Genomic DNA, 23849 nt, shown 5'->3' with positions numbered 1-23849 from the left:
TCACCGCGCGCTCGCCGCCGCCGTCCGCCGCGACAGCGCGAGCGCGCCGATCGCCGCCGGGATCACCAGGTACGGCCCGCAGGCCGCCAGCACGAGCAGGGTGAACCCGGTGGCGGCCAGCGCGGCGACCCGCCGCCCTCCGGTCAGGAGCCGCGCCCCCGCCGCGGTGCCCAGTGCGGTGACGGCGGCCAGGCAGGCCGAGGTGGCCCGCATGAGCGCGTCCAGGTCGGCGCCCGCCCAGGCGACGACCGCGCCGAGCACGGCGGTGACCACGGCCAGCCCGGCGAGACCCCGGCCCGCCGCGTCGGACCTCGTGCCTTCGAAGCGCGTCCCCTCGAACGTCGCGCCCTCGAACGCCGTGCCCTCGGACCTCGTCTCCTTCGGCCGGAACCTCCTGTCGTTCGTCCGGGCCTCGGTCGGGAACATCGTGGCGGCCAGGCGGGCGCCGCCGGCGATGTAGGTGTTGACGGCGCCGAAGCTGAGCAGCAGGGCGGCCACCGCGGTGACCGGGCGGGCGGCCTCGCCCAGGCCCAGGGTGAGCAGGTCGGTCAGGGGCACCGGTGACGTGGCCGCGCGCGGGCCGAGTGCGCCGATGGTGGTGACGGCCAGGCCCAGGTACAGGACGGTGACCACGGCCAGGGTCAGCACGGTGGCGCGGACCAGCGTGCGGCGGCCGAAGGCGCCCGACAGGTGGCTGGCCGCCTCCCAGCCGACGAACGCGAAGAACAGCACCCCCGCCGCCCGGCCCACGCCCTGCCAGCCGTGGGGGGCGAAGGGGGTGAAGGCGGCGGGCCGTACCGAGGGGATGGCCAGGACGACGGCGGCGGCCAGGAGAACGGCGAGCAGCCCGAGCAGGGCGAGCTGCAGCCGCCCGGAGAAGCGCAGGCCGGCGTGGTTGGCCGCGAAGGCCGCCGCGAGCAGTGCCGCCGCGACGGCCACGACCGCTCCGCGCGAGGTGGAGCCGAGGGCACCGACCACGTACTCGGCGCCGATCAGCGCCCCGGCCAGCACCCCGACCGGCATCGCGCACAGGAACCACCACCCCGCGGCGGCGGCCGCGCGCGGCCCGAACGCCCGCCCAGCGAAGGCCGCCACTCCCCCGCCGCCGGGCAGGCGCTCGCCGAGCGCGGCGAAGGTCAGCGCCACCGGCACGCTCAGCGCCAGCAGGGCCGCCCACGCCACGATCGAGGCGGGTCCCGCCGCGGCGGCGGCCAGGTGCGGCAGGGCGAGGACGCCGGGCCCCAGCACCCCGCCCACCAGCAACGCGGTCCCCTGTGCCCATCCCAGCTCGGCCATGACTCCTCCTTCGTTCGGCATGAACCGCCGAAGATAGTCATCCGCTCGGCCGAAATACCCGCCGCCGAACAAATGGCCGGATCACCCGGCAGAATGACGACATGGACGAACTTGATACGGAGATCGTGCGGCTTCTCCAGTCAGATGCGCGGCAGTCCAACCGGGAGCTCGCCCGCGCGCTCGGCGTCGCCCCCTCGACCTGCCTGGAACGCGTGCGCGCCCTGACCCGGCGCGGCGTGATCCGCGGCTACCACGCCGACATCGACCACGCCGCGCTCAACCGCGGCGTCCAGGCCATGGTCTCGGTGCAGGTACGCCCGCTCAGCCGCCAGGTCATCGACGCCTTCAAGGACTTCGCCGGCCGCCAGCCGGAGGTGCTGAGCGTGTTCGTGCTGGCCGGCGGCGACGACTTCCTGCTGCACGTGGCGGTGCAGGACCTCGACCGGCTGCACGCGTTCCTGGTGGACCGGCTCAGCAAGCGCCGCGAGATCGTCGGCTTCCGCACCGCGACGATCTTCCAGCAGGTACGCAACACGGTGCTGAGCCGGCTGGAGGACTAGAAGCTGGGCGGCCGCTTCTCGCGCAGCGCCCGCACGCCCTCGCGCACGTCGGGGCCGGTGAAGCCGAGGAACTCCATGGCCAGCGAGGCGTCGAAGGCCGGGCCCGCCATCCGCAGCCAGTTGTTGAGCGAGTACTTGGTCAGCCGGATCGCCTCCTGGGCGCCCCCGGCCAGCCGCACGGCGATCTCCATGGCCTTGTCGTGGACCTGGTCGTCGTCGACGCACAGGCTGACCAGGCCCATCCGCTCGGCGTCCGCGCCGGAGACCGGCTCGCACAGCAGCAGGTGGTACTTGGCCTTCGCCATCCCGCACAGCAGCGGCCAGATGATGGCCGCGTGGTCGCCGGCGGCGACGCCGAGCCGGGTGTGGCCGTCGATGATGCGGGCGGTGCGCCCGGCGACGGAGATGTCGGCCAGCAGCGCCACGGCCAGCCCCGCGCCGACCGCGGGGCCCTGGATGGCGGAGACTACCGGCTTGGAGCAGTTGAGCACGTTGTAGACGATGTCGCGGGCCTCGCCGAACACGCGCAGCCGGGTGGCGTGGTCGAGCGTCATCTCCTCGATCATCGACAGGTCGCCGCCGGCGGAGAACGCGCTGCCCTCGCCCCTGACCACGACCGCGCGGACGGCGTCGTCGCGGTCGATGTCGCGCCAGATCTCGGCCAGTTCGCGGTGGCCGGTCATGTCGACGGCGTTGAGGCGGCGCGGCTCGCTGATGGTCACCCGCAGCACGCCCTCCGCGGGCATGTCGGTCCTGAGCTTGTCGTAGGCGTAGGTCACGGGGCCAGGTCCCCGCGCAGCCGCTCCGAGATGTACTCGCGGGCCTCGATGGCCTGGTCGAACAGGCCGGGCAGGGCGAAGAAGCTGTGGACGGCGCCGTCGAACCTGCGGGACTCGACCGGGACGCCGGCCTGGGCCAGCCGTTCCGCGTAGCGCTCGCCCTCGTCGCGCAGCACGTCGCACCCGGCGGTCACGATCGTCGCGGGCGCCAGGCCCGCGCAGGAGTCCAGCCGCAGCGGCGACAGGCGCGGGTCGGCGGGGTCGGCGTCCGGCGCGTACTGGGCGAAGAACCAGGCCATCTCCCTGGCCTCGAGCCCGAAGCCCTCGCCGAACTCCTTGTAGCTCGGGGTGTCCATGGCGGCGTCCATGACCGGGTAGACCAGCACCTGGTGGGCCAGGCTCAGCCCGGCCTCGCGGGCCTGCCAGGCGGCCACGGCGGCCAGGTTGCCGCCCGCGCTGTCGCCGATGACGGCCACGCGGCCGTTGCTCTGGTAGAAGGCGGGCCGGGCGAACACGTCGCGCACCACGGACCAGGCGTCGTCGGCGGCGTCGGGGAAGACGTTCTCCGGAGCGAGCCGGTAGTCGACCGAGACGACGACGGCGCCGGTGCGGATGGCCAGGTCGCGGCCGACGGCGTCGTTACGCTTGACGCTGCCGAAGACGAAGCCGCCGCCGTGGAAGTAGACCAGCACCGGCAGGGCGTCCTCGCCGCGGTCGGAGCGGTAGATCCTGATGGGCACGCCCTCGGCCGTCTCGTCGCGCACGAACGGCAGGTGCGTGATCGGCCCGCGCTCGGCGGCCAGGCCGTCCTCCGCGCGCATCCGCTGGATGGCGCCCAGATCGAGCGTGTCCGGGTCGACGCCCAGATCCGACGGGTAGCGCGCGACGAAGTCCCGAGCCTGGGGATGCAGCGGCATGATCCGAAGCCTAGCGGGCCGCCTCCACGAGCGCATCGAAGAGCTTGATCTCCTCGCCGCGCTCGGGGTGCCATTGCACGCCGACGCCGAAGCGGTGCCCCTGGAGCTCGATGCCCTCCACGATCTGGTCGTCGGCCCACGCGACCGCCAGCAGCCCCGAGCCGAGCCTGCGCACCGACTGGGTGTGCGGTGCGACCACCTCGACCTTGTCCCCCACGGCCTTGCCGAGCTTGCTCGACACGCTCACCTGGATCACGTGCGGCCCCTGCTCGCCGTGGCGCTCGTGGTCGAGCACGTCGGGCAGCCACGGGATGAGCGTGCCGCCCTGGGCCACGTTGAGCACGTGCATGCCGCGGGCGACGGCCAGGATCGGCACGTCGGCCTGGACGGCGGCGCGGGCCAGCGCGAGCTCGAACCGGTCGCGGTGGGCCTGCGGCTCGGGAACCCTGGCGTCGTCGTCCTCGCCGTAGGACTGGGCGCCGACCTCGACGCCGCCGGCCAGCACGATGCCCTTCAGCCCGCGTACGTAGTCGTCGACGGCGTGCAGCCCGAGCGGCGGCAGGACCACGGGGGCGCCGCCGGCCCGGGTGACGGCCTTGGCGTAGGAGGGTGGAGACAGCACGGCCTCCCTGACCCAGTCGCCCCAGCGGGCGGCCTCGAAGTAGGCGGTGATACCGATCAGGGGTCGAGACATGCGATCTCCAGGGAGTTGGGGCCTCAAGCCCATCATGGCGCAGACCATTTCGGTTATGTCGGCTCTCCCGGAGATCCCGTTCTGTCACTTCTATCCCGGGCCGAATCCCGGTGACCCGCCGCGTGGGAACGTGCGCCGTGACGGCGGCCCGCCACGTCCGGCCTGAGCGGCGATCCCCCCGATCGGCGCCCGCGCGCTGCGGCGGGTGGCGTGGGGGTGGCGGAGCCGTAACCTCAGGGGTGGGAGAGGAGATCGCCCGCGGCGCGGGCGAAGGCGAGCACGCGCGCGCTGCCGCCGCCCGCGCGCCACATCAGCCCCCACTCGACCGGGGCCGCGTCGGCGAGGGGCACGTAGGCGACGTCGGGGCGGGCGTGGTAGCGGCGGGTCTGCGCGCCCACGGGGAAGACGCCGCGCCCCGCGCCGACCAGCGTGAGGATCTCGTGCATGGTGGCCGCCACCGGTCCCGCGGCGATCGCCCGCCCGGCCGGCGTACGGCGGGGCGTGCGGTCGGCCCGGTGCGACTCGGGAACCGACTCGGGCAGCCGCAGCACCGGCACCCGCGCCAGGTCCTCGACCGACAGCCGGGTCCTGCGCGCGAACGGGTGCCCGGCCGGCACCGCCAGCATGCGCGCCTCGCGCACCAGCACCGGCCCCGCCACCACGCCCGCCGCGTCCATGGGGAAGCCGGTCAGCGCCAGGTCGGCCACGCCCTCGCGCAGCCAGGGCACGACGTCGCCGAGCCGCGCCTCCTTGACGTCCACCGCGCAGCCGGGCTGCCTGGCGCCGAACTCCTGCGCCGCCCCCATGACGAGTTGCCCGGCCGCGGGACCCACGAAGGCGACCGTGAGCGTGCCGGTGATGCCCTTGCCGGTCTCGACGGCACGTTCCAAAGCGGCGCCGATCAGCTCCCAGGCGGGCCTGATCTCCTCGTGCAACTGGCGTCCCACCGCCGACAGCTCGACCCGGCGGCTGCTGCGGTCGAACAGCGGCACCCCGACCTTCCGCTCCAGCTTCTTGATCGTCTGGCTGACCCGGGCGGTGGACACGCGCAGCCGCTCGGCGGTGCGGCCGAAGTGCAGCTCCTCGGCCAGCGTCAGGAAGGCTTCCAGCTCGTATTTCTCCACCATGCCACCCCGGACCGTTAAACCACGCTTCATGATCCTTGCACAGAGTCGCATTGATGGCGAGAACCTATGAAACAAGGATGAATCACATGTTCGTCACTACTGACCGCGCGCTTCCCGGCGGCACGGAGCCGCGCGACCTGCTGGAGATCACCGACGCCCTGTACCGGTTCGGGCTGGGCCAGGACCTGGCAGACGCCGAGCTGTTCGCCTCGGCCTTCGCCGAGGACGCCGAACTCGACTTCGGTCCCGCCGCGAGCAAATGGGGCGCCACGCCGCCGGTGATGTCGGGCAGGGACACGATCGTCACGACCATCCTGCACGGCTTCGCCGGGCGGGTGGCGACCACGCACCAGGTCACCAACCCGCGCGTCCAGGTCGGCGGCGACCGGGCCAGGCTGACCGCGATGGTCGAGGCCCAGCACGTGCTCACCGCCGACCGGAGCACGCACGCGCTGCTGAAGAACCTCTACGACGTGGAGCTGGTACGCCGGGACGGCCGCTGGCTGATGACCCGGGTCGTCATCGACAACGTCTGGTACACCGGCGACCCGCCCGCGATCTTCGGCTAGAGGCGCACCGGAAGGGTGGCGGCCGAGTTGGAGAACAACGACGGCACCGGGGGAATTTGCGCAGCCACGAGCGACATTTCGGGATAACGGGAGAAGAGCGCCGGCAGGGCCACCGCGGCCTCCATCCGGGCCAGCGCGGCCCCCAGGCACACGTGCGGCCCGCCCCCGAACGCCAGGTGGCGGCGCTGCTCGCGGGTGATGTCGAAGCGGGCCGCGTCCTCCCCATGCTGACCCGGGTCGCGGCCCACGGCGCTGTAGGGGGCCAGGACGGCCTCGCCCGCCGGGATCGTCACCCCGGCCACCGTGAGGTCCTCCAGCGGGTAGCGGGCCATGAAGTTGCCGATGGGTGCGTCCCAGCGCAGCGTCTCCTCCACCACCGCGGCCCACGTCGCCTCGTCGCCCTTCAGCGCCGGCGAGAGCTGTTCGGGGTGGGTGAGCAGCGCCCGCACCGCGTTGACGATGAGACTCAGCGTGGTCTCGTGCCCGGCGGCGAGCATGAGCCAGATGGTCCCGGCCAGCTCCTCGTCGGTCAGCCGCTCCGGGTCGTCCACCTGCGCGGCGATCAGCGCGCTGGTCAGGTCCTCGCCCGGCGCGGCGTGCTTGGCCGCCACCAGCCTTCCCAGCAGCAGGTGGATGTCGCGCTGGGTGCGCAGCACCTCCTCGGGCGAGGTCGTGGAGCGGAAGATGCTGTCCACCAGCGCGCGCAGCTCGTCGCGCTCCTCCTCCGGCACGCCGACCAGCTCGCAGATGACCCGCATCGGCACCGGGTAGGCGTAGTGCGCCCGCAGGTCCACGACACCGTCCGCGGCGGCGTGGCCGGGCAGCTCGTCGAGCAGTTCGCCCACGATCTGCTCCAGCCGCGGCCGCAGGCCCTGGACGCGTTTCGGCGTCAGCGTCCTGGTGACGAACTTGCGCAGCCGGTGGTGCTCGCTCCCGTCGGCGGTGACCATGTTGGTGACCTTGACCATGCCGATCAGCGGCCAGTCGTCGGGGATCTCGCCGCGCCGGATCGCGTTCCAGTTGCGCCAGTCCTTGCTCACCCTGCGATCGGCGACCAGCTCCGCCAGCAGTTCGTGATGGGTGACGGCCCAGGCGCGCACGCCGCCGGGCAGCTCCACCCGCACGACCGGCCCGGCCGCGCGCAGCCTGGCGGCCTCGCCGTGGTGGTCGGTTCCTGCGGGGTCGAGGGCGATGATCTCCATCAGTGATCTCCAAACAGGACCGGGAGCGCCGCCGGGCAGCGGGTCCACGGCGAGGGGTGCGGGGTGAGCTCCTCCGGCGCCACCGCGAGGCGGACGTCGGGCAGCAGGTGCAGGGCCGTCTCGACCGCGGTACGGGTGATCAGGCGGGCCGGGACCGGGGCGGGGCAGGCGTGCGGGCCCGCGCTCCAGGCCAGGTGCGCCCGGTTGCCCAGCTCGATCACCGCCTCTCCGGTGTGGGCCGCCGGATCGGCGTTGGCCGCGGCCAGGCCCAGGACCAGGGCGTCGCCCCGCGCGATGCGCCGGCCGCCGAGTTCGGTGTCGCGCAGCGCGTACCTGGCGGGCATGTTCGTCATCGGCGGGTCGCGCCACAGGACCTCGTCGAGCGCGTCGTCCACCCCGAGGCGGCCGCCGCGCATGCGGCCGGCGAAGCGCGGGTCGGTGAGCACCAGGCGCAGCGTCTGCGAGATCCACGTGGTCGTGGTCTCCTGGGCGGCGGAGATCATCACCACCATCGACTGCAGCACCTCGGCGTCGCCGCTCAGGTCGTGGTGGCTCAGGAAGCGGCTGGTGAGGTCGTCGGCGGGCTCCTGCCGGCGGGCGAGCAGGATGCCGCCGAGGATCTCCTCGAACTTCTTGTTGCCGGCCTGCGAGTCCTCGGCGCTGCCGAACAGCGCCCGCAACGCCGCCAGCAGCTCGTGGCCCTGGGTGACGTCCAGGCCGAACAGGTCGGCGATGGCCAGCATCGGGATGACCGCCGCGTACTCCCCCACCAGGTCCGCGCTGCCCTTGTCGCGGAAGCCGGCGATCAGGTCGGCGCACATGCCCTCCACCGAGCGGCGCATGCGCCGCTGGTCGATCGCGGCCACGCCGTCGTCCAGCGGGCGGCGCAGCCTGCGGTGCTCGCCGCCGTCCGCGCCGATCACGTTCGGCCGCCAGAACATCATCGGCCCGAGTCCCGAGTCGGGCGGCACCACGCCCTCCTGGAACAGCCGCCAGTTGCGGGCGTCGCGGCTGTAGAGCTTCTCCTGGCGGGTGATGGTGAGGATCTCCTGGTAGCCCATGACGAGCCAGGCGCCCACCCCGGGCTCCAGCTCGACCCAGGCCACGTCACCCCACTGCCGGCGCAGCTCCTCGAAGTCGGTGGTGGCCGTGAGCGGGGTGGTCATGCCTTCTCTTTCTGTACGGCGGGCGTCTCCGGACCCGCCTGCTCCTTCAGTACGGCGTGCTCGACCAGCGTGATGAGGCAGTCGAGGGAGGAGGCCCGGTTCCTGGCGTCGCACTCGACGATCGGCGTGTCGGGAGCCAGGTCGAGCGCCTCGCGCAGCGCCTTCCTGCTGTGCCTGACCGAGTCGGGGAACAGGTTGACCGCGACGGCGAACGGCAGGTCGCCGCGGAGTTCGAGCTGGTCGAGCACCTCGAAGCTGCCTTCGAGGCGCCGCGTGTCGATGAGCACGAGCGCGCCCACGGCCCCCTCCGACAGCCCCGCCCACAGGTCCCAGAAGCGCTGCTGTCCCGGCGTGCCGAACAGGTAGAGCGCGGTGAGCGGGCTCAGCGTGATGCGGCCGAAGTCCATGGCGACGGTCGTGGTGGCCTTGGCCTCCAGCCCGGCCAGGTCGTCGACGCCGACACTGGCCTGCGTCATCGTCTCCTCGGTGCGCAGCGGCTCGATCTCGCTGACCGAGCCGATCATGGTGGTCTTCCCGACGCCGAAGTCGCCGACCACGAGGATCTTCACCGATTCCTGGACCGTGTCGGGAAGGTAGCGGTCAGCGGAGCCTGCGGAGGCCATCCAGCACCTCCTTGAGCATGTTCTGTGACGGCCGGGCAACTTCGGGGATCCGTGAGCGGGCGGTGAGGTGCCCGGAGTCGACCAGGTCGGAGGCGAGGATCGAGGCGACGCTGAGCGGCAGCTCCAGGTGGGCCGCCGCCTCGGCCAGCGACAGCAGCCTGCGGCACATGCGCACGAGGTCGCGTTCCTGGCGGCTGGCCGAGACGGGCAGCGGCTTGCCCGTCTCGGTGACCACGAGCAGCGTGTCCAGGCCGATCGTGTTGCGCGAGGGACGCGCCCTGCCCTGCGTCAGCACGTACGGGCGGACCGCCTGGTCCTTGTAGTCGCCCGGGTCCGTCATGCCCGGCGGGCCGGGGTGCTGAAGTTCCGTTCGCCGATCTTGATGACCTGGGCCTGCATCTGCTGGGCGATCAGGCGCGGGTCCACCACCGGCTCGGTGATCACCACCAGGTGGGAGCCGGTGCCCGCAGAGCGCGCGAACAGGTAGCCGCCCTCGAAGCCGACCATCAGCTCCTTGACCGCGCCGCCGTCCAGGCCGAACTCCCTGCCCACGCTCTGCGCCAGCGACTGCAGGCCCGAGCAGGCCGCCGACAGGCGGTCGGCCACGTCGCGCGGGGTGCCCGCGGAGCGGGCCTTCAGCAGGCCGTCGGAGCTGAGGACGACGACGTGCCTGACACCGGGGACCCAGACGACCTCGCCGATCATCCAGTCCTGGTCCTGCTGCATCCGTTCCTCCGTCATTCGTCCATCCGTCAAACGTCCGTCCGTCGATCGTCCGTCCGCTAATCGTCGTCGCCGGGCTCGGTGTCGGCGTTGTGGTCGAAGAAGGCCGCCATCCAGGCGCCCGCCTGCTCGGGCGTCTTCTCCGCCGTCGTCTCCGCCTGCCGGTCCGCGGGCGTGTCCTGCTCGTCCTGCGCGGTGAACAGGCTGCCCGCCGTACCCTCTGCCGAGGGCGCGGCCTCGCCGCGCTTGGAGCGGCGGCGGGGCAGGTCGGCCTCCGGGGGCGCGGCGTGCGGCGCCCTTTCCTGCGGTACGGCGGGCCGGGCCGCCCTGACCGGCGGCGCGGACACCGGCTCCAGCGTCTCGACCACCTCGCTCGGCACGAGCACCACGGCGCGCACGCCCCCGTACGGCGAGGGCAGCAGGTCGGCCAGGAAGCCGTGGCGGCGCACGTAGTGGCCGATGACGGCCAGGCCCGTCTGCGGGATCTCGCCCACCTCCCCGACGCCGACCTCGCGGCGGCCGGAGACGACCTCGCGGGCCTGCTCCAGGTGGTGCTCGTCCATGCCGACGCCGCCGTCGTCGATCTCGATGACCGCGCCGCGCTGGACGTTGCGGACGGCGACCAGCACCGTGGTGGCGGGGGGCGAGGACTGGGTGGCGTTGGCCAGGAGTTCGGCGACGAGGTGGATGAGGGGTTCGACCACCTTGGCCGAGGCGGCGGTGTCGGGGTCGCCGGAGACCTCGACGCGCTTGTAGGCGACGATGCGGGAGGCGGCGGCGCGTACCACGTCGACCAGCGCGAGCGGCTTGGGCCACTGCTGTCCCGGCCAGTCGCCGCACAGCACGGCCAGGCTCTGGGCGTGGCGGCCCTGCTGGGCGGCGGCGTGGTCGATCTGCATGCTGGCCTCGAGGACGTCCGGGTTGCCCGGGTGCCGCTCGGCCATGAGCGAGACGTTCTCCTGGATGCGGTGCGCGGAGGTCTGCACCCGTCGGGCCAGCGCGACCACGGCCAGCCGCAGCGACTCCTGCCGCTCGCGGTCCTGCTTGGCGGATTCGGCCACGGCGTCGAGCACGTCCTCCAGCCGGGCGGCCACCTCCTCCTCCAGGGCCGCGTTCTGGTACGGCGGGGGCGGCGGGCTGTCGTTCCTGACCGCGGGCACGCGCTCGGTGACCAGGTGCTTGACCGCCTCGTCGAGGGCGGCGGACCTGGCGGCCAGGTGGTTGTTCCACTGCAGGTTGCGCTGCTGGACGTGGTGCTGGAACTCGGCCTCGCGCTGCTTGCTCGCCCGCTCCCGTTGTTCCAGCGCCTGGACGGTGACCCTGTTCTCGTACCGGACGGCGACCACGGCCACCGCGCCGACCAGCGCCATCACGCCGGCGGCCACCGGTAACCAGGCGGCGGCGCCGGTCGCGGCGGCGAAGGCCAGCAGCGCGGCGAGGACGGGGAGGGCCAGGGTGACGGGCCAGAGCCACTGCGCCTGCTGGGGCGAGCGAGGGGAAGCCATGACAACCTTTGCATGGGTGGATGGGAGGCGTGGCCGTCCTGCGGGATGTCGCTTGTGGCGGCGGAGGAACTCACACCAAGATCCGATTATTCCGACTTCACACGCTCAGTCAATCCTTCCCGCGTTATCTGTCAGATATATGGCAAAGGTTGGGTTTATCCGCTTTTAGCCGATTTATCGTGATCCTGTGGTTGTGGGAGATCACCGACGCCGGCCGCGCGGCGCTGCGATCCTGGCTGGAGTCGCTGTCCTCCCCCGTCCAGATCAGGGACGAGAACCTGGTCAAGCTCTGCTTCGCCGGCGGCGGCAGCCCCGACCTCGTCGGCCGCCTCCTGGAGAAACGCAAGAAGATCTTCTCCCAGTTCGAGAAGGTGATCGACGCGGTGCTGCCCGGCGACCGGATCCCCGTGGAGGAGCAGGCCGCCTCCCTGGGCGCGCCCAAGCTGCTGTTCCGCTACGGCAAGCACGTCACGAAGTCGACCGTGCGCTGGATCGACCAGGAGGAGTCCCGCATGCTGCGGGCCCTGCGCAAGGCCGACGAGCACGATGACGACGGCAACGACGAGGAGGGCTCGTAGGCATGGACCTCCTCGCTCCCCTCGGCCTGGCCGCCACCGCCTGGGTGGCCGCGGTCGTGGCCAGGCGCGCCCTCGGCATCCCGGTCGGCTGGCCCCGCACGATCGTCGCCGGCCTGCTCGTGACCAGCGCCATCGGCTCGGCCGTCACGTCCTTCTCCCAGTTCACCGGGATCGTCGCGGACGGCCGGGTCTACCAGGGCGGCGCGAAGCTCGCCCGCTCCCTGAGGGCCGCGCTCAACGAGGGCGGCGTCACCTTCGTCAAGCTCGGGCAGATGCTCTCCACCCGCCGCGACCTGATCCCCGGCCCGTTCGCCGACCAGCTCGCGACGCTCCAGACCAGGGCCGAGCCCGAGCCGTGGCCCGCGATCGAGGCGGCCATCCGGGCGGCGCTGGGCCGGCCGCCGGCGGAGGTGTTCGCCGGCATCGACCACGAGCCGATGGCCGCCGCCTCCGTCGCCCAGGTGCATGCGGCGCGGCTGCTGGACGGCCGCGAGGTCGTGCTCAAGGTGCAGCGCCCACGGGCCCGCGCCGAGGTCGCCGCCGACATGGAGATCATCCTCAGGCTCAGCCGCAGGCTGGAGCGGAGCACGCCGTGGGGGCGCTCGCGCGGGCTCGCCGAACGCGACCTGGAGCGGCAGATCGGGCAGCTCATGGTCCGCTACAGGACCGGGTACGGGCGGGGCGGGTCGGCCGGCATGTTCGGCATGCCTGCTCAAGGTGGTGCACGACAACGGCTTCGCCGTACCTCCGCAGATCGCCGCCGCGTTCCGCGCGCCGGCCTCGCTCGACGGGAACCTCGCGCTGATCAGCCCCGACGTCGACATGGCCGGCGCCGCCCGCGAGCAGGGCCGGCTCTCGCTGAACGTGCGGCCGCTGGCCGACGACGGTGACCGGCGCTTCCTGACCGGACTGGTGCGGCAGGTCGTGATCGCGGTGCTGGCGGGGAGCGCGACCCTGGGAGCCAGCATGCTGATCACGGCGGACGCCGGACCGATGATCACCCCGAACGTCCGGTTGCTCGCGGTGGCCGGAGGCGGCCTGCTGCTGATCGGGTTCATCCTGGCGCTGCGCTCCCTGGCCCTCGTCTTCAACCCGAGATCCGGCTAGCTCACGCTTCACGCGATAGGCCCCGAAACCGGCTCGACAATGCGAATCCGATTAACTTTCACTTTCAAAGTCCGCCGCCATAACCAGATGAATGCGGAAAATAACGTTACAGTTACGGATAGTTGTGGTTCGCACCATATTGAGGTGAAACGGTTGTGGCCCCAACGCAGGGATGCCAGACTCCGAAGCGAGCGATCGGCCGAGCCGGGGCCCGCTGAGCGCTCGACACCCGGAGCCGTCAGGGAGGTGAACATCACGACCGGAATGAGATTCCGGCCAATTAGTGGGGTCAGTTAAATGACGTTGAATCCGCGCCTGGTCAAGGAAAGTTTCTCCGTCGTCGAACCGGTGGCCGACAAAGCCGCCGCCTACTTCTACGGCCGGTTGTTCGCCGAGAGCCCGCACCTGCGAGGGATGTTCCCGCCGGCCATGGACGTCCAGCGCGACCGCCTCTTCACCGCCCTCACCCGCATCGTGTGGAGCCTGGACAGTCCCGGCACCCTGGCCTCCTACCTGGGCCAGCTCGGTCGCGACCACCGCAAGTACGGCGTGATCGCCGAGCACTACACCGCCGTCGGCAACGCGCTCCTGGCCACGATCAGGCGCTTCGCCGCCGACGTGTGGAACGCCGAGATCGAGGCGGCCTGGGTCGCCGCCTACACCGCCGCCGCCAACCTCATGATCGAATCGGCCTCCGCCGACGCCGGGGTCTCGCCCGCGTGGTGGCTGGCCGAGGTGATCGACCACGAACGCCGTGCCCAGGACATCGCCGTCCTCACGCTCCGGCCGACGCAGCGCCTGCCGTACACGGCGGGACAGTACGTGAACGTGCAGACGGCGCGGTGGCCGCGCGTGTGGCGGACCTTCTCCATCGCCAACGCCCCGCGCGCCGACAACACCCTGCGCCTGCACGTACGCGGGGTGCCGGGCGGCTGGGTGTCCACCACCCTGATCCGGCACACGCGCATCGGCGACACCGTCATGCTCGGCCCGCCCATGGGCACGATGGCCGCCGAGGAGGACGGCGCCCGCGACATGCTGTGCGTGGCGGGCGGCACCGGGCTGGCGCCGATCAAGGCCATCATCGAGCACGTCATCGCCTCGGGCCGGCGTCCCAACATCCACCTGCTGTACGGCGCGCGCACCGCCGAGGAGCTCTACGACCTGCCGGACCTGATCAGGATGGAGTCCGCGTTCCCCTGGCTGCGGGTGCTGCCCGTGGTCTCCGACCAGCCGTCCTGGGACGGCATGCGCGGCCACCTGCCGGAGGTGACCCAGCGCTTCCACACCTGGTCCGAGCACGACGTCTACGTCTGCGGGCCGACCGCGATGGTGAACGAGACCGTCCGCCGCCTGCAGATCGACGGCGTGCCGCTGTCCAGGATCCACCGCGACATCGAGCGGGCCTAGCGAAGAAGATCGAGCGGCCTAGCGGAAGAAGGCCGCCGTCTCCTCGTCGTTGGGCCAGAACGTCTCGATGGCCAGCTCCGACACCGTCACCTCGACGGGCGTGCCGAAGGTGGCGATCGTGGTGAACATCGACAGCACGTGCTCCCCCTGCCGCACCCGCAGCGGCAACAGGATGTCGGCGGGGCTGGGCACGACGGCGACGTTCAGCTCGACGCCGGGGTAGGTGTAGGCGGCCAGCTCGTCGTGCAGTTCGGCCAGGCGGCCGTCGCCGCTGGTCTCGGCCTGGCGGCGCAGCCGGTGCAGCAGGTGGGCGCGTACCTCGGGCAGGTTGACCAGGCGTCCGCCCATCGCCTCGGGGTGCAGCGACAGCCGCATGACGTTGACCGGGTCCTTCAGCAGGTGGTCGGGCACGCCGTCCATGAACATCCCGGCCGCCTCGTTGGCGGCGACCAGGTTCCAGCCCGCGTCCACGACGAGCGCCGGGTACGGCTGGTGCCCGGCCAGGATCTTGTCCAGGGCCCGCCGTACCGCGTCCATCTCCGGGGCGGTGACGTCGCGCTCGCGGAAGACCGGCGCGAACCCGGCCGCCACCAGCAGCCTGTTGCGGTGCCGCAGCGGCACCTCCAGCTCCTCGGCCAGCTTCATCGCCATCTCGCGGCTCGGCTTGGCCCTGCCGGTCTCCAGGAAGCTGATGTGCCGGGCCGACACGTCGGCCTCGATCGCCAGGTCGAGCTGGCTGACACGGCGCCGCTGCCGCCAGGATCGCAGCAGGTCGCCAAAGGACTCTTCATGCAGAGCAAGCGCTTCCATAGCCCGGAATCTACCGAGCCAGGGGAAGTATCACGATTACCTGGCGGGTAATCGAACGACCTTCGGTACAAATCCCACAGTCACCGGCGGTACCCGCCATGCCGTGACACGATGGCCGAGAAGCGAACATGCGAACGATGGGAGCTCCGACATGAGTGAGGCCATACTCGCGATCGGCACCCGCAAGGGCCTGTTCCTCGCGCGATCCAGCGACGGCGGCCCGTTCGAGGTCGGCCCGATCCACTTCTCGACGGTCGCCGTGCCCGCCGTGGCGATCGACAACCGCGGCGCCACGCCCCGCCTGCTCGCCGGCATCGAGTACGGCCACTTCGGCCCGTCGGTCATGTACTCCGACGACCTCGGCGAGACCTGGCAGGAGGCCGACCGGGCGCCGATCGCCTTCCCGGAGGACAGCGGCGCGACGCTGGAGCGCGTCTGGCAGCTCCTGCCCTCGCCCTCCGAGCCCGACGTGGTCTGGGCCGGGGTCGAGCCGGGCGCGCTGTTCCGCTCGGAGGACGGCGGCGTCACCTACGAGCTCGTCGAGGGCCTGTGGCGCCACCCGCACCGCGAGCAGTGGCAGCCGGGCGGCGGCGGGCTGTGCCTGCACACGATCCTCAACCACCCGACCGACCCGAAGGTCCTCGGCGTGGCCATCTCCACCGGCGGCTTCTACCGCTCCACCGACGGCGGCGCCTCGTGGGAGGCCGCCAACCAGGGCATCCGGGCGCCGTTCCTGCCCGAGGGCCAGCAGTACCCGGAGTTCGGGCAGTGCGTGCACAAGGTGAGCGGCCACCCCGCGCGCCCGGAACGCCTGTTCCTGCAGCACCACTTCGGCGTCTACCGCAGCGACGACTTCGGCTCGTCCTGGAAGGACATCGGCTCGTCGCTGCCCTCCGACTTCGGCTTCCCGATCGTGGTCGACCCGGCCAGGCCCGACACCGTCTACGTGCTGCCGCTCAACGCCGACATGGACCGCACCCCGGTCGAGCACCGCTACCGCGTCTACCGCAGCGACGACGCCGGCGACACCTGGCGGGCCCTCGACGAGGGACTGCCCGAACCGCCCGTCTACGCCACCGTCCTGCGCGATGCGATGACCGCGTCGGAGGCGGGCGTCTTCTTCGGCACCCGCGACGGCTGCGTGTACGGCTCGCGCGACGGCGGGCAGAGCTGGTCGCAGATCGCCGGCCACCTGCCCGACGTCCAGACCGTCCGGGCGGCGGTGCTCTAGGCGATGGCCAGGCCCGTCACCATGGTGGTGTTCGTGCTGCCCAGCGCCTTCCAGCGGTGGGTCAGCGGGCAGAGCGAGGTGAAGGTCTTCGCCGTGGGCGCCGACCCGGAGACGCCGCCGACGCTCGGCTCGGCGCTCGACACGCTGCGCCGCGTCCACCCGTCGCTGGAGGAACGGCTGCGCGACGAGTACGGCAGCATCCGCCGCCACATCAACATGATCGTGTGCGGCGAGAACGGCCACGGCGTGGGCCGCCTCGACTGCGAACTCCCACCGGGCGCCGAGGTCTACGTCCTGCCCGCCCTGTGAGCCGCGCGGCCTCGCGCGGGCCCCGCACAGACCAGCCTTTGCGGGGCCCGCGCGGGCCTCGGCTCAGAGCTGCTCGGCCAGCGTCTCCATGAACGCGGGCCAGGCCCGTCCGCCGGTGTCGGCGCCGAAACGGACCATGACCAGCTTCTTCTCCGGCACCACGTAGATGACCTGCCCGTAGCGCCCGGAGGCGACCTTGGCCGCACCACGCGCCCACCAGAAGTACTGGTAGCCGTCGGCCCAGCCGTTCGGGGCGCTCACCGGCGTGTTGGGCTCGTTGATCCAGTCGGCGGGCACGAGTTGCTTCCCGTTCCACCAGCCCTGCTCGGCCACGAGCATGCCGAGCTTGGCGAAGTCGACGGCGCGGCCGTTGACGCCGCTCTCCATCTTCTCGAACCCGTCGGAGGAGTCGAGGCTCCACGAGCCGTCGGCCTCCATCCCGAGCGGCCGCCAGATCTTCTGCTCCAGGTAGGTCGCCACCGGCACCTTCGTCGAGCGCTCCAGCGCCAGCCCGACCAGCAGCGGGTTGAAGTTGTTGTAGCGGAAACCCTGGCCGGGGTCGCTCTCCACGCCGGAGTCGTCGATGGCCAGCGAGCGCAGGTCGGGGCTGTAGTAGGTGCTGGTGTCGTCGCTGAACGGGGTGCCCTCGTCGTCGTAGCGCAGCCCGGAGCGCATGCCCATCAGGTGCCGCAGCGTGATCTTGTCGAAGCGCGGGTCGCGCTCGCGCAGCTCCGGCACGTACGCGGTGATCGGGTCGTCCACCGACCGGATCCTGCCCTCGCCCACGGCCACGCCCACCAGCAGGGACAGCACCGACTTGGCCACCGACATCGAGGTCAGCGTCGAGTCGCGGCGGGTGCCGTTGAAGTAGCCCTCGTACAGCAGCTTGCCGTCGCGCACCACGACGAACGCGGTGGTCTGGCCCGCCGCCAGCGCCTGCTCGTCCAGGCCGGGGATCGCCTGCGGCTGCTTGGGCAGCGGCGCCGGGGTGCCGGTGGCGACCTTGCGGAAGGGGAAGCGCTGCCAGTCCCCGACGTCGGAGTCGCCCCAGAAGAAGGCTCTGGCCAGTTGCGATCGGCCGGTGCTGGCCCACAGGCCGCCGTAAGCCGCGGCGGCGACCAGCACCAGCACTCCGAGGATGATCAGCAGTCGGCGCACACGCTCATTGTTGGTGCGCCGCCCGCTGACGTAAACCCTTACTCCGCGGGCGGTGCAGGGGTCAGACCTTGCGCCAGCCGGGGACCCAGGCGCCGTCCTCGACCACGTAGTCGCCGAACAGCGCCGGCGCCTCCTTCTTCATCAGCTCGCCGATGCGCTGGAAGAGCATGCGGATCTCCTCCTCCGCGCCGACCGCGGTGCGCGCCTCGATGGTGTGGCGCAGCGTGCGCACGTTGGCCGTCCAGACCAGGCCGGTGGCCACGCCCTCGGGGGCGAAGCGCCGCATGAAGGAGGTGCGGTGCTTCTTCTCCGAGAACGGCACGCCCTCCTCGTCGAGGCCGAAGTGCCCGGCCATCCAGCCCTGGAACTCCTCGAGCTGCTCCAGCACCGCGCTCGCCCGCTTCATCAGCTCGGGGTCCTCGCGAGCCCAGTCGGGGAACCAGAAGGGCAGCTCGGTCAGCCGGACGAAGCGCAGCGACTCCTGCGAGATGGCCACGCCGGGCCGGTGGCGGACGAGCTCGTGGGTGAGGACGCGGCTGACGTTGTGCAGCACGAAACTGAAGCTGACGTGCTCCAGGACCGAGCCGTGGGCGCTGGCCAGGATGTTGCGCAGGTACTCGTCCTGGTCCTTGCGGATGCGCACCACGTTGGGGTTGAGACCGGGCTCGAAGGAGCGGTAGCACAGCCGCCCGGCGAACTCGGCGAGGTTCTGCGCGTCGAGATCGCCCCGGTCGAGCCGCTCCAGCCACGACGTGCCGCCCACCTCGCCGAGGTAGCGGGCCAGCTCGTCGTAGTCGAGTTCGGGACGGGCGACGATAAAGACCTCTGGTTCAACGGCGTGCATGGCAGCCCCCCGGCTTGGCGATGTGACGGCCCTAGCAAACCAGGTCCGGGGGTCGGTTCGCGACTCGCCCGCCGTACCTCCGGGTGACGAGGTACGGCGGGCGGTCAGAAGGCGGTCAGCAGCGGCCCGCGGGCCGGTCGCGGTAGACCAGATCGGTGTCGCCGGCGGTGCCGTCGATCCAGGTGGCCAGGGCGCGCTCGCCGGAGGCGTTGGCCCACTGGTCGCCCCGGTTGCACGAGAAGCGGGTCAGCGGCCCGCCCGCGAGCGGGAGCTGGAACAGCTTGGGCAGGTTGGGATTGGTGAGCGTGTTGTCGCCGTGCGGGAACACGCCGACGGTGACGGTCTCGTCGTTGGCGTCGATGCTGCTGGGCTGCAGGGCCCGCGCCCCGTCGGGCACCAGCCAGGTCAGCCCCGAGCCGTCGAGATTGGCTCTGACCAGGCCGAAGACGTCGTCCGCGTCGGCGTCGGCGTACCACACGACGTGCTTGGAGGTCAGCACGGGCAGGACGGAGAACGACGGGTCGGGACCGGTGGCGGGGACCTCGGGCAGCCGGGTCTCGGCGCCCGTGGCCACGTCGACGACGACGGGTGCGCGGTGCACCTGCCGGCCCACGACCCAGGTCCGCAGATAGGACAGCTTCCCGTTCTTCAGCTGGGGATCGGTGCCGAAGACGTCGGTGTCCGCGGTGAGGTTGACCGGCGGCGCCGTGCCCCTCTTCAGCCACAGGTCCGTCTCGAACGTGACCGGGTCCGTCGCGTCCCAGGCGACGGCGTCGCCTGCGGCGGCCACGAACCCGACGGTCTCGGCGACCTCGGCGACGACGCTCTCCGCCGCGCCGCCGTCCAGGGGCCTGGTGAGGATCCGGTACCTGCCGGCGTCAGCGTCGTAGGCCGTCCACACCGCGCGCCGGCCGTCGATGACCGGGACGAAGTTCCAGCCGTCGTTCTGGGAGAGCCTGACCGGCTTGCCGCCCCGGATCCGGCCGGTGAGGATCGAGCTCGGCTCGGAGGCGTCCGCCGAGGAGTTGCCGACCACGTACCGGTCGCCGGAGACGTCCACGCGGGCGTTGACGTCGGTGATGTTGTCGATGAGCACCCGGGTGTCGGTGCGGATGTCGCGCTCCCAGCCGCGCCGGATGCCGTGGCGCTCGAAGGCCAGCGCGACCGTGAGCCGGTCGTGGAGGGACAGCCCGAGCGCGCGGGCCGCCGACTCGACCGCGCGCCGCCCGTCGGCGAAGTCGTCGAGCGGCGTCATGTACTCCGTCAGCGCCTTGTAGACGATCTTGTCGGCCTTCGTGCCCAGCTTCTCGCGGATGTCCCACAGCGCGCCGGAGAAGATCGTGGAGTTCAGGTGGACGCCGCCGCCGTCGAGGCTGACGCCGACGCCGATCCAGTCCTTGGCGGCGGAGCGGCCGTCGTCGAGGTCGCGGAGGGCGCACTCGGCGGGCGGCAGCGTCTTGCAGATTCCCTCGCCGAGCAGGCTCGCGTCGGGGTGGCTCATCGGGATGCCGAGCGCACCGACCTCGATGGCGTTGCCGAAGTAGTCGGCCAGGCCCTCGTTCATGGCGCCCGACTGCCCGAAGTAGGCGAGGTTCGCGCTGTGGGTGATGACGCCGTGGGTCATCTCGTGGCCGACGACGTCGAGGCCGGCGGCCAGGGAGTGGAAGTCGGCGCCGCCTCCGCCGTACACCATCTTGGTGCCGTCCCACAGGGCGTTCACGAACGGCTCGCCGAGGAAGGTCACGTTCACGACGGACAGCATCGAGCCGCCCTTGCCGTCCAGGCCCTCCCGGCCGAGCCCGCGGTAGAACTCGTAGACCTTGCCGCTGCCCCAGTGCGCGTCGACCGCGCCGCTCTCGGTGTGCTGGGGGCCGAGGACGGGCGTGGGCGACTCGGCGAGCTTCGCGCCGGGCGGGAGGGCGGGCCCGATCCAGTCGAACACGTCGCTCTTGTTCGCGTCGTAGGTGAGGATCTCGCCGGTCGTGCCGTTCCACATCGGCCGGGCGCGGTCGCGGGTCTCGTGCACGCCGTCGGCGCGCTGGTAGAGGTTCAGGGGTACGGCCTGGCCGCGCGCGCTGGTTCCCGAGCCGGTGACGGGGCCCTCCATCTGGATCCGGCTGATGGCCTGAAGCGGCTGGCCGGAGTGGGCGTCGACGTAGGCATCGAAGGCGAGCGGCTTCTTGGCGGCCCGGTCGACGCCGGTCATCGGCAGCTTCCAGGCCAGGCGGCCGCCGCTCCCGCGCGGGACGACGACCAGGCTGCCCTGGCCGGTCCTGACGGCGCGGCGGGTGAGCGGGTCGGTGACGAAGCGGGTGAGCGCGATCCGGGTGGCCGACTCGGCGGTCAGCTTGGGCGTGGTGTCCACGTCCAGCTCGGTGAGGAAGCGGCCGCCGGCGCCGGTGACCTGCCGGTCCGCGCCGCTGCCGCGGAAGTGCACGAGGTACTGCCCGCCGAGGACGGGCAGGCCGCGGTGCTTCTGGGCGAACCTGACCGTGGCGTCCTGGCCGTCGGTGACGGCCTGGACGGGGGTGAGGTCGGCGGGGTCGAGGTGGTAGCGGGCGTTCTTCAGGTGGTTCTTGGCCGCGCCGGCGAGGTCGCCGCCGGCGGCGGGCTCGGCCAGGCCGCTCACCTCCGCGGGGGCCTCGGTGCCCGCGCGGGGCTCGACCGCGGGCGGGTCGTCGGCGTGGGCCGGGCCCTGGCCGACCAGGGGGACGGCTAACGCGAGCGAGAGGGCTAGAGCCGCGGATGTGATGGGACGCCAGGACACGACACCTCCAGGTGTTGCGTAAGGGGTTCTGGCGTCTTGATCATCACCTTGCCCTGACTCCCTGGCGCGTCACGATTCAATACCATCGGTCAGGAAATATCGCTTTTCCTGGGCTTCGCGTAGATGTGTCCAAAGGAGTTATGGTCCCGGGCCGTCGCGGGGATGCGGCGGGACCACGCGGAGATCGGGATGGTCACGGCACGGACTCGGGTGTGGTCATAACCCGGTCACAATTGTTGTTGCTTCAAGTTTTTGGCGTTACAGTCTGGCTCATCGTAAGAACTTGAAGGGACAACCAATGGACGTGGTCCTCTGGATCCTCCAGATCCTGCTCGCCCTCGCCTTCACCGCCTCCGGCATCGGCAAGATGGTCGTCGCGAAGGAGCGGGTCAGGGAGCGCATGCCGTACGTGGACGACTTCACGCAGGGGCAGATCCGGCTCATCGGGTTCGTCGAGTTCCTCGGCGCGCTCGGCCTCGTCCTGCCGTGGGCCACCGGGGTCGCGCCCGTCCTCACCCCGCTGGCCGCCGTCGGCCTGGCGGTCACGATGGTGGTCGCGGCGGGCGTGCACGTGCGGCGCAAGGAGAGCTTCGCCGTTAACCTGGTACTGCTGGCTGTGGCGGTCGTCATCGCCATCGGACGGTTCTGACGCTGGGAGTTCTTTGATCGAGGGTCTCGACGCCGACGAGCAGCGCGCCTGGCACGGGCTCATGGCCGTGTTTCTGGTCGGCATCCCGCAGGTGGAGCGCACCTTCCGCGCGCACGGGCTGGTGCACATCGAGTACGGCTTCCTGTGCGCGCTGGAGGCGGCGCCGAGGCGGCTGTCCGACCTGGCCACGACGTCGAACGTGTCCATCAGCCGGTTGAGCCACCGCATCAGCAAGCTGGTCGAGCGGGGATACGTCCGCCTGCGGCCCGACGAGAACGACGGCCGCGCCACGGTCGCCGAACTCACCGACACCGGCCGCGCCCTGATCGCCGAGATCGCCCCCGCCCACGCCAAGGCCCTGCGCGAGGTCCTGTTCGACCACCTCACCCCCGCCCAGGTCAGCTCCCTCGCCGAGACCATGCAAACCCTCGGCCTCAAACTCGGCGCCTGCCTGGACCCGAACTGATCGTTCTGCTGTTCTCCTCTCTGTTGGCGCTTTCTTTCCGTTAGGGCTTTTCCTTCCGTTACGGCTCGCGCCCGCTTGCCCGGACTCGCCGACGCGAGCCCGCGTCTGTCGAGCGCCGGTCGTGAAGGCTCACGGGTTTCTCGCCGCTACGACTCCGCTCCCGGCCGGTTCCGGGCGTCCGGGGTCGTTGGCCGGGCCTGTCAGAGGCGGTAGACGCGGCGGGCGTTGCCGGAGCCGATCATGTGGGCTATGCGGGCGCAGTCCGTCGCGTTCCACTCGTCGTCGTCCAGGCGGGTGCGCAGGACTCTGGCCAGGCTGTGGCGGAAGTACAGGGCGCCCAGGTGGCAGGTCTCGGCGACGCCGTAGCAGTCGGAGGAGAACATCTGCTTGTGGAAGGGGACCAGCTCCAGCAGTTCGGCCATGATGCGGGCCGAGCCTGCGGCCGTGTAGGTGAGGGCCAGGCCCACGTCCACGTAGACGTGGGGGAAGACCGCGGCCAGGTAGGCGGCCTGGCGGTGGTAGGGGTAGCAGTGGAGCAGGATGATCGGGACGCCGATGGGCTGCAACGACCGGATGAAGCCGGTCATCAGGGCCGGGTCGGCCCGGTTCAAATACAGGTCCGTGTCGCCGTATCCGGTGTGGAACTGCATCGGCAGGCCGCGTTCCCTGGCCACGTCCACGGCGGTCCACAGGAGGTGGCGGATCAGGATCGGGTCGGTCAGGCGCCGCTTCGGGTCGCCCAGTCGTCTGTTGGCCGCGGCGATGACCGAGCCCCTGCTGGGGCGGGCGGGGTCGAAGTCCAGGCCGCAGCGGTAGGCGGCGATCGACTTCAGGCCCACGGCCCGCGCGGCCCTGGCGGTCAGTTCCTCGGCGAGGCTGTCCATGTAGTCGACGGCGGCCCGGGCGGTCTCGGCGACGTCCTGTTCGATCTGTTCCAGGCGGACGATCTCGTCGGCCGCGGCGCCGCCGTGGCGGCCCATCTCGGCGGCCGACAGCAGTTCGGGGGCCTCCAGGCCGGTGTCCACCAGGAACGCCACGATGCCGGACGCCTCCAGCAGCCTCCTGTTGACCTCGCCCGCTCCCAGTTCGGCGCGTCTGGCCAGGTAGACGGCGGGCGGGGCGTGGGGGTCCAGGTCCAGCACGGGCGCGCACCAGCGGCGGATCGCCGCGCCGATCGGGGTGTCGAAGTGGGTGGTGCCGGGTGGGGCGGGCGTGCTGCCCTCGGTGATGAGCAGCTCGAACTGCGCCCTGCTGAGCTCGTCGCGCCGCACCCCGTGGCAGTGGTGGTCGACCAGGGGCGCCAGCAGCGCCTCGCGCACCGCGTCGGGAAGGTCTACCGGGAGCATGCGGGCGAGCCTA

At 71.7% G+C, this 23849-nt stretch carries 26 protein-coding genes; 10 read left to right on the top strand and 16 right to left on the bottom strand.

From position 1 onward, the window contains the following. Nucleotides 1-1296 (bottom strand): APC family permease, encoded by a 1296-nt coding sequence (locus ACIBEJ_RS04210; RefSeq protein WP_397181127.1) that lies wholly within the window; start codon nt 1294-1296, stop codon nt 1-3. Nucleotides 1297-1397: 101 nt separating this feature from the next. Between ACIBEJ_RS04210 and ACIBEJ_RS04205 the strand changes: the two genes are divergently transcribed. Next, nucleotides 1398-1856 carry an Lrp/AsnC family transcriptional regulator gene (locus ACIBEJ_RS04205; protein ID WP_397181126.1) on the top strand — a complete coding sequence of 153 codons (459 nt, stop codon included), beginning with the start codon at nt 1398-1400 and terminating at the stop codon, nt 1854-1856. Here the strand turns inward: ACIBEJ_RS04205 and ACIBEJ_RS04200 are convergent. The 4 genes from ACIBEJ_RS04200 to ACIBEJ_RS04185 all read right to left on the bottom strand — a co-directional run bounded on the left by ACIBEJ_RS04200 (nt 1853) and on the right by ACIBEJ_RS04185 (nt 5373). Then, nucleotides 1853-2635 (bottom strand): enoyl-CoA hydratase/isomerase family protein, encoded by a 783-nt coding sequence (locus ACIBEJ_RS04200; protein ID WP_397181125.1) that lies wholly within the window; start codon nt 2633-2635, stop codon nt 1853-1855. The two genes, ACIBEJ_RS04205 and ACIBEJ_RS04200, sit on opposite strands and share 4 nt — an antisense overlap. Next, the gene (locus ACIBEJ_RS04195; RefSeq protein ID WP_397181124.1) at nt 2632-3552 is read right to left on the bottom strand and encodes an alpha/beta hydrolase; all 921 of its coding nucleotides are present in this window, start codon (nt 3550-3552) and stop codon (nt 2632-2634) included. Before ACIBEJ_RS04195 ends, ACIBEJ_RS04200 begins: the two co-directional genes overlap by 4 nt. A gap of 10 nt (nt 3553-3562) precedes the next feature. Continuing rightward, nucleotides 3563-4246, bottom strand: a complete 684-nt coding sequence (locus ACIBEJ_RS04190) for a gamma-glutamyl-gamma-aminobutyrate hydrolase family protein (protein ID WP_397181123.1) — start codon at nt 4244-4246, stop codon at nt 3563-3565. Between the two features lie 233 nt (nt 4247-4479). Then, nucleotides 4480-5373 (bottom strand): LysR family transcriptional regulator, encoded by an 894-nt coding sequence (locus ACIBEJ_RS04185; protein WP_397181122.1) that lies wholly within the window; start codon nt 5371-5373, stop codon nt 4480-4482. 86 nt (nt 5374-5459) lie between these two features. Here ACIBEJ_RS04185 and ACIBEJ_RS04180 point away from each other — a divergent pair, with 86 nt between their 5' ends. Beyond that, entirely contained in the window at nt 5460-5942 is a 483-nt protein-coding gene (locus tag ACIBEJ_RS04180) for a nuclear transport factor 2 family protein (RefSeq protein ID WP_397181121.1), read from the top strand. On the opposite strand, the gene ACIBEJ_RS04175 is transcribed toward ACIBEJ_RS04180, so the two are convergent. From ACIBEJ_RS04175 to ACIBEJ_RS04150, 6 genes are read right to left on the bottom strand one after another with little or no spacing between them, the layout of a single operon-like run. Beyond that, nucleotides 5939-7144 (bottom strand): cytochrome P450, encoded by a 1206-nt coding sequence (locus tag ACIBEJ_RS04175; RefSeq protein WP_397181120.1) that lies wholly within the window; start codon nt 7142-7144, stop codon nt 5939-5941. The two genes, ACIBEJ_RS04180 and ACIBEJ_RS04175, sit on opposite strands and share 4 nt — an antisense overlap. Continuing rightward, the gene (locus ACIBEJ_RS04170) at nt 7144-8310 is read right to left on the bottom strand and encodes a cytochrome P450 (RefSeq protein WP_397181119.1); all 1167 of its coding nucleotides are present in this window, start codon (nt 8308-8310) and stop codon (nt 7144-7146) included. Before ACIBEJ_RS04170 ends, ACIBEJ_RS04175 begins: the two co-directional genes overlap by 1 nt. Further along, nucleotides 8307-8933, bottom strand: a complete 627-nt coding sequence (locus tag ACIBEJ_RS04165; RefSeq protein ID WP_397181118.1) for a GTP-binding protein — start codon at nt 8931-8933, stop codon at nt 8307-8309. Before ACIBEJ_RS04165 ends, ACIBEJ_RS04170 begins: the two co-directional genes overlap by 4 nt. Further along, on the bottom strand, nt 8911-9273 hold the full coding sequence (locus ACIBEJ_RS04160; protein WP_397181117.1) for a DUF742 domain-containing protein: 363 nt from the start codon (nt 9271-9273) through the stop codon (nt 8911-8913). Before ACIBEJ_RS04160 ends, ACIBEJ_RS04165 begins: the two co-directional genes overlap by 23 nt. Beyond that, nucleotides 9270-9674, bottom strand: coding sequence for a roadblock/LC7 domain-containing protein (locus ACIBEJ_RS04155; protein WP_397181116.1), 405 nt, complete (start codon nt 9672-9674; stop codon nt 9270-9272). Before ACIBEJ_RS04155 ends, ACIBEJ_RS04160 begins: the two co-directional genes overlap by 4 nt. Before the next feature lie 41 nt (nt 9675-9715). Continuing rightward, entirely contained in the window at nt 9716-11161 is a 1446-nt protein-coding gene (locus ACIBEJ_RS04150; RefSeq protein ID WP_397181115.1) for an ATP-binding protein, read from the bottom strand. Nucleotides 11162-11340: 179 nt separating this feature from the next. Here ACIBEJ_RS04150 and ACIBEJ_RS04145 point away from each other — a divergent pair, with 179 nt between their 5' ends. The 4 genes from ACIBEJ_RS04145 to ACIBEJ_RS04130 all read left to right on the top strand — a co-directional run bounded on the left by ACIBEJ_RS04145 (nt 11341) and on the right by ACIBEJ_RS04130 (nt 14256). Further along, nucleotides 11341-11739: a hypothetical protein gene (locus ACIBEJ_RS04145; RefSeq protein WP_397181114.1), complete on the top strand. Its 399-nt coding sequence runs from the start codon at nt 11341-11343 to the stop codon at nt 11737-11739. A gap of 2 nt (nt 11740-11741) precedes the next feature. After that, nucleotides 11742-12629 carry an AarF/UbiB family protein gene (locus tag ACIBEJ_RS04140; RefSeq protein WP_397181113.1) on the top strand — a complete coding sequence of 296 codons (888 nt, stop codon included), beginning with the start codon at nt 11742-11744 and terminating at the stop codon, nt 12627-12629. Next, nucleotides 12562-12846 carry a hypothetical protein gene (locus tag ACIBEJ_RS04135; protein WP_397181112.1) on the top strand — a complete coding sequence of 95 codons (285 nt, stop codon included), beginning with the start codon at nt 12562-12564 and terminating at the stop codon, nt 12844-12846. The genes ACIBEJ_RS04140 and ACIBEJ_RS04135 overlap by 68 nt, the downstream gene beginning before the upstream one ends. Before the next feature lie 297 nt (nt 12847-13143). After that, nucleotides 13144-14256 carry a globin domain-containing protein gene (locus ACIBEJ_RS04130; protein ID WP_397181111.1) on the top strand — a complete coding sequence of 371 codons (1113 nt, stop codon included), beginning with the start codon at nt 13144-13146 and terminating at the stop codon, nt 14254-14256. An 18-nt stretch (nt 14257-14274) separates the two neighbouring features. On the opposite strand, the gene ACIBEJ_RS04125 is transcribed toward ACIBEJ_RS04130, so the two are convergent. Beyond that, nucleotides 14275-15066 (bottom strand): helix-turn-helix domain-containing protein, encoded by a 792-nt coding sequence (locus tag ACIBEJ_RS04125; RefSeq protein ID WP_397181110.1) that lies wholly within the window; start codon nt 15064-15066, stop codon nt 14275-14277. Between the two features lie 151 nt (nt 15067-15217). Here ACIBEJ_RS04125 and ACIBEJ_RS04120 point away from each other — a divergent pair, with 151 nt between their 5' ends. Together ACIBEJ_RS04120 and ACIBEJ_RS04115 are read left to right on the top strand one after the other, a co-directional pair. After that, a complete protein-coding gene (locus ACIBEJ_RS04120; RefSeq protein ID WP_397181109.1) occupies nt 15218-16297 on the top strand; it encodes a WD40/YVTN/BNR-like repeat-containing protein in 1080 nt (359 codons plus the stop codon). A 3-nt stretch (nt 16298-16300) separates the two neighbouring features. Then, on the top strand, nt 16301-16606 hold the full coding sequence (locus ACIBEJ_RS04115; RefSeq protein ID WP_184963241.1) for a molybdopterin synthase sulfur carrier subunit: 306 nt from the start codon (nt 16301-16303) through the stop codon (nt 16604-16606). A gap of 63 nt (nt 16607-16669) precedes the next feature. On the opposite strand, the gene ACIBEJ_RS04110 is transcribed toward ACIBEJ_RS04115, so the two are convergent. The 3 genes from ACIBEJ_RS04110 to ACIBEJ_RS04100 form a co-directional block, all read right to left on the bottom strand. Next, a complete protein-coding gene (locus tag ACIBEJ_RS04110; RefSeq protein WP_397181108.1) occupies nt 16670-17764 on the bottom strand; it encodes a serine hydrolase domain-containing protein in 1095 nt (364 codons plus the stop codon). A 61-nt stretch (nt 17765-17825) separates the two neighbouring features. Further along, nucleotides 17826-18608, bottom strand: a complete 783-nt coding sequence (gene thyX / locus ACIBEJ_RS04105) for an FAD-dependent thymidylate synthase (protein WP_397181107.1) — start codon at nt 18606-18608, stop codon at nt 17826-17828. A 115-nt stretch (nt 18609-18723) separates the two neighbouring features. Further along, nucleotides 18724-21375 (bottom strand): M4 family metallopeptidase, encoded by a 2652-nt coding sequence (locus ACIBEJ_RS04100; RefSeq protein WP_397181106.1) that lies wholly within the window; start codon nt 21373-21375, stop codon nt 18724-18726. A 298-nt stretch (nt 21376-21673) separates the two neighbouring features. Here ACIBEJ_RS04100 and ACIBEJ_RS04095 point away from each other — a divergent pair, with 298 nt between their 5' ends. Together ACIBEJ_RS04095 and ACIBEJ_RS04090 are read left to right on the top strand one after the other, a co-directional pair. Then, on the top strand, nt 21674-22024 hold the full coding sequence (locus ACIBEJ_RS04095; RefSeq protein WP_397181105.1) for a DoxX family protein: 351 nt from the start codon (nt 21674-21676) through the stop codon (nt 22022-22024). Nucleotides 22025-22037: 13 nt separating this feature from the next. Then, nucleotides 22038-22490: a MarR family winged helix-turn-helix transcriptional regulator gene (locus ACIBEJ_RS04090; protein ID WP_397181104.1), complete on the top strand. Its 453-nt coding sequence runs from the start codon at nt 22038-22040 to the stop codon at nt 22488-22490. A gap of 200 nt (nt 22491-22690) precedes the next feature. Here the strand turns inward: ACIBEJ_RS04090 and ACIBEJ_RS04085 are convergent, their stop codons facing one another. Further along, nucleotides 22691-23836, bottom strand: a complete 1146-nt coding sequence (locus ACIBEJ_RS04085; protein ID WP_397181103.1) for an amidohydrolase family protein — start codon at nt 23834-23836, stop codon at nt 22691-22693. Nucleotides 23837-23849: the final 13 nt, after the last annotated feature.

Source organism: Nonomuraea sp. NPDC050790, assembly GCF_044456745.1.
Classification (GTDB): Bacteria; Actinomycetota; Actinomycetes; order Streptosporangiales; family Streptosporangiaceae; genus Nonomuraea.
The sequence above is the reverse complement of the archived record's forward strand: the minus strand, read 5'-3'. Positions and strand labels throughout refer to the sequence as shown.

Coding starts and splice junctions, on each gene's coding strand:
- ACIBEJ_RS04165 (WP_397181118.1), bottom strand. CDS start 8,933: ATGGCCTCCGCAGGCTCCGCTGACCGCTACCTTCCCGACACGGTCCAG.
- ACIBEJ_RS04085 (WP_397181103.1), bottom strand. CDS start 23,836: ATGCTCCCGGTAGACCTTCCCGACGCGGTGCGCGAGGCGCTGCTGGCG.
- ACIBEJ_RS04190 (WP_397181123.1), bottom strand. CDS start 4,246: ATGTCTCGACCCCTGATCGGTATCACCGCCTACTTCGAGGCCGCCCGC.
- ACIBEJ_RS04185 (WP_397181122.1), bottom strand. CDS start 5,373: ATGGTGGAGAAATACGAGCTGGAAGCCTTCCTGACGCTGGCCGAGGAG.
- ACIBEJ_RS04205 (WP_397181126.1), top strand. CDS start 1,398: ATGGACGAACTTGATACGGAGATCGTGCGGCTTCTCCAGTCAGATGCG.
- ACIBEJ_RS04170 (WP_397181119.1), bottom strand. CDS start 8,310: ATGACCACCCCGCTCACGGCCACCACCGACTTCGAGGAGCTGCGCCGG.
- ACIBEJ_RS04210 (WP_397181127.1), bottom strand. CDS start 1,296: ATGGCCGAGCTGGGATGGGCACAGGGGACCGCGTTGCTGGTGGGCGGG.
- ACIBEJ_RS04155 (WP_397181116.1), bottom strand. CDS start 9,674: ATGACGGAGGAACGGATGCAGCAGGACCAGGACTGGATGATCGGCGAG.
- ACIBEJ_RS04130 (WP_397181111.1), top strand. CDS start 13,144: ATGACGTTGAATCCGCGCCTGGTCAAGGAAAGTTTCTCCGTCGTCGAA.
- ACIBEJ_RS04180 (WP_397181121.1), top strand. CDS start 5,460: ATGTTCGTCACTACTGACCGCGCGCTTCCCGGCGGCACGGAGCCGCGC.
- thyX (WP_397181107.1), bottom strand. CDS start 18,608: ATGCACGCCGTTGAACCAGAGGTCTTTATCGTCGCCCGTCCCGAACTC.
- ACIBEJ_RS04135 (WP_397181112.1), top strand. CDS start 12,562: ATGGCCGGCGCCGCCCGCGAGCAGGGCCGGCTCTCGCTGAACGTGCGG.
- ACIBEJ_RS04195 (WP_397181124.1), bottom strand. CDS start 3,552: ATGCCGCTGCATCCCCAGGCTCGGGACTTCGTCGCGCGCTACCCGTCG.
- ACIBEJ_RS04125 (WP_397181110.1), bottom strand. CDS start 15,066: ATGGAAGCGCTTGCTCTGCATGAAGAGTCCTTTGGCGACCTGCTGCGA.
- ACIBEJ_RS04115 (WP_184963241.1), top strand. CDS start 16,301: ATGGCCAGGCCCGTCACCATGGTGGTGTTCGTGCTGCCCAGCGCCTTC.
- ACIBEJ_RS04175 (WP_397181120.1), bottom strand. CDS start 7,144: ATGGAGATCATCGCCCTCGACCCCGCAGGAACCGACCACCACGGCGAG.
- ACIBEJ_RS04095 (WP_397181105.1), top strand. CDS start 21,674: ATGGACGTGGTCCTCTGGATCCTCCAGATCCTGCTCGCCCTCGCCTTC.
- ACIBEJ_RS04160 (WP_397181117.1), bottom strand. CDS start 9,273: ATGACGGACCCGGGCGACTACAAGGACCAGGCGGTCCGCCCGTACGTG.
- ACIBEJ_RS04140 (WP_397181113.1), top strand. CDS start 11,742: ATGGACCTCCTCGCTCCCCTCGGCCTGGCCGCCACCGCCTGGGTGGCC.
- ACIBEJ_RS04120 (WP_397181109.1), top strand. CDS start 15,218: ATGAGTGAGGCCATACTCGCGATCGGCACCCGCAAGGGCCTGTTCCTC.
- ACIBEJ_RS04150 (WP_397181115.1), bottom strand. CDS start 11,161: ATGGCTTCCCCTCGCTCGCCCCAGCAGGCGCAGTGGCTCTGGCCCGTC.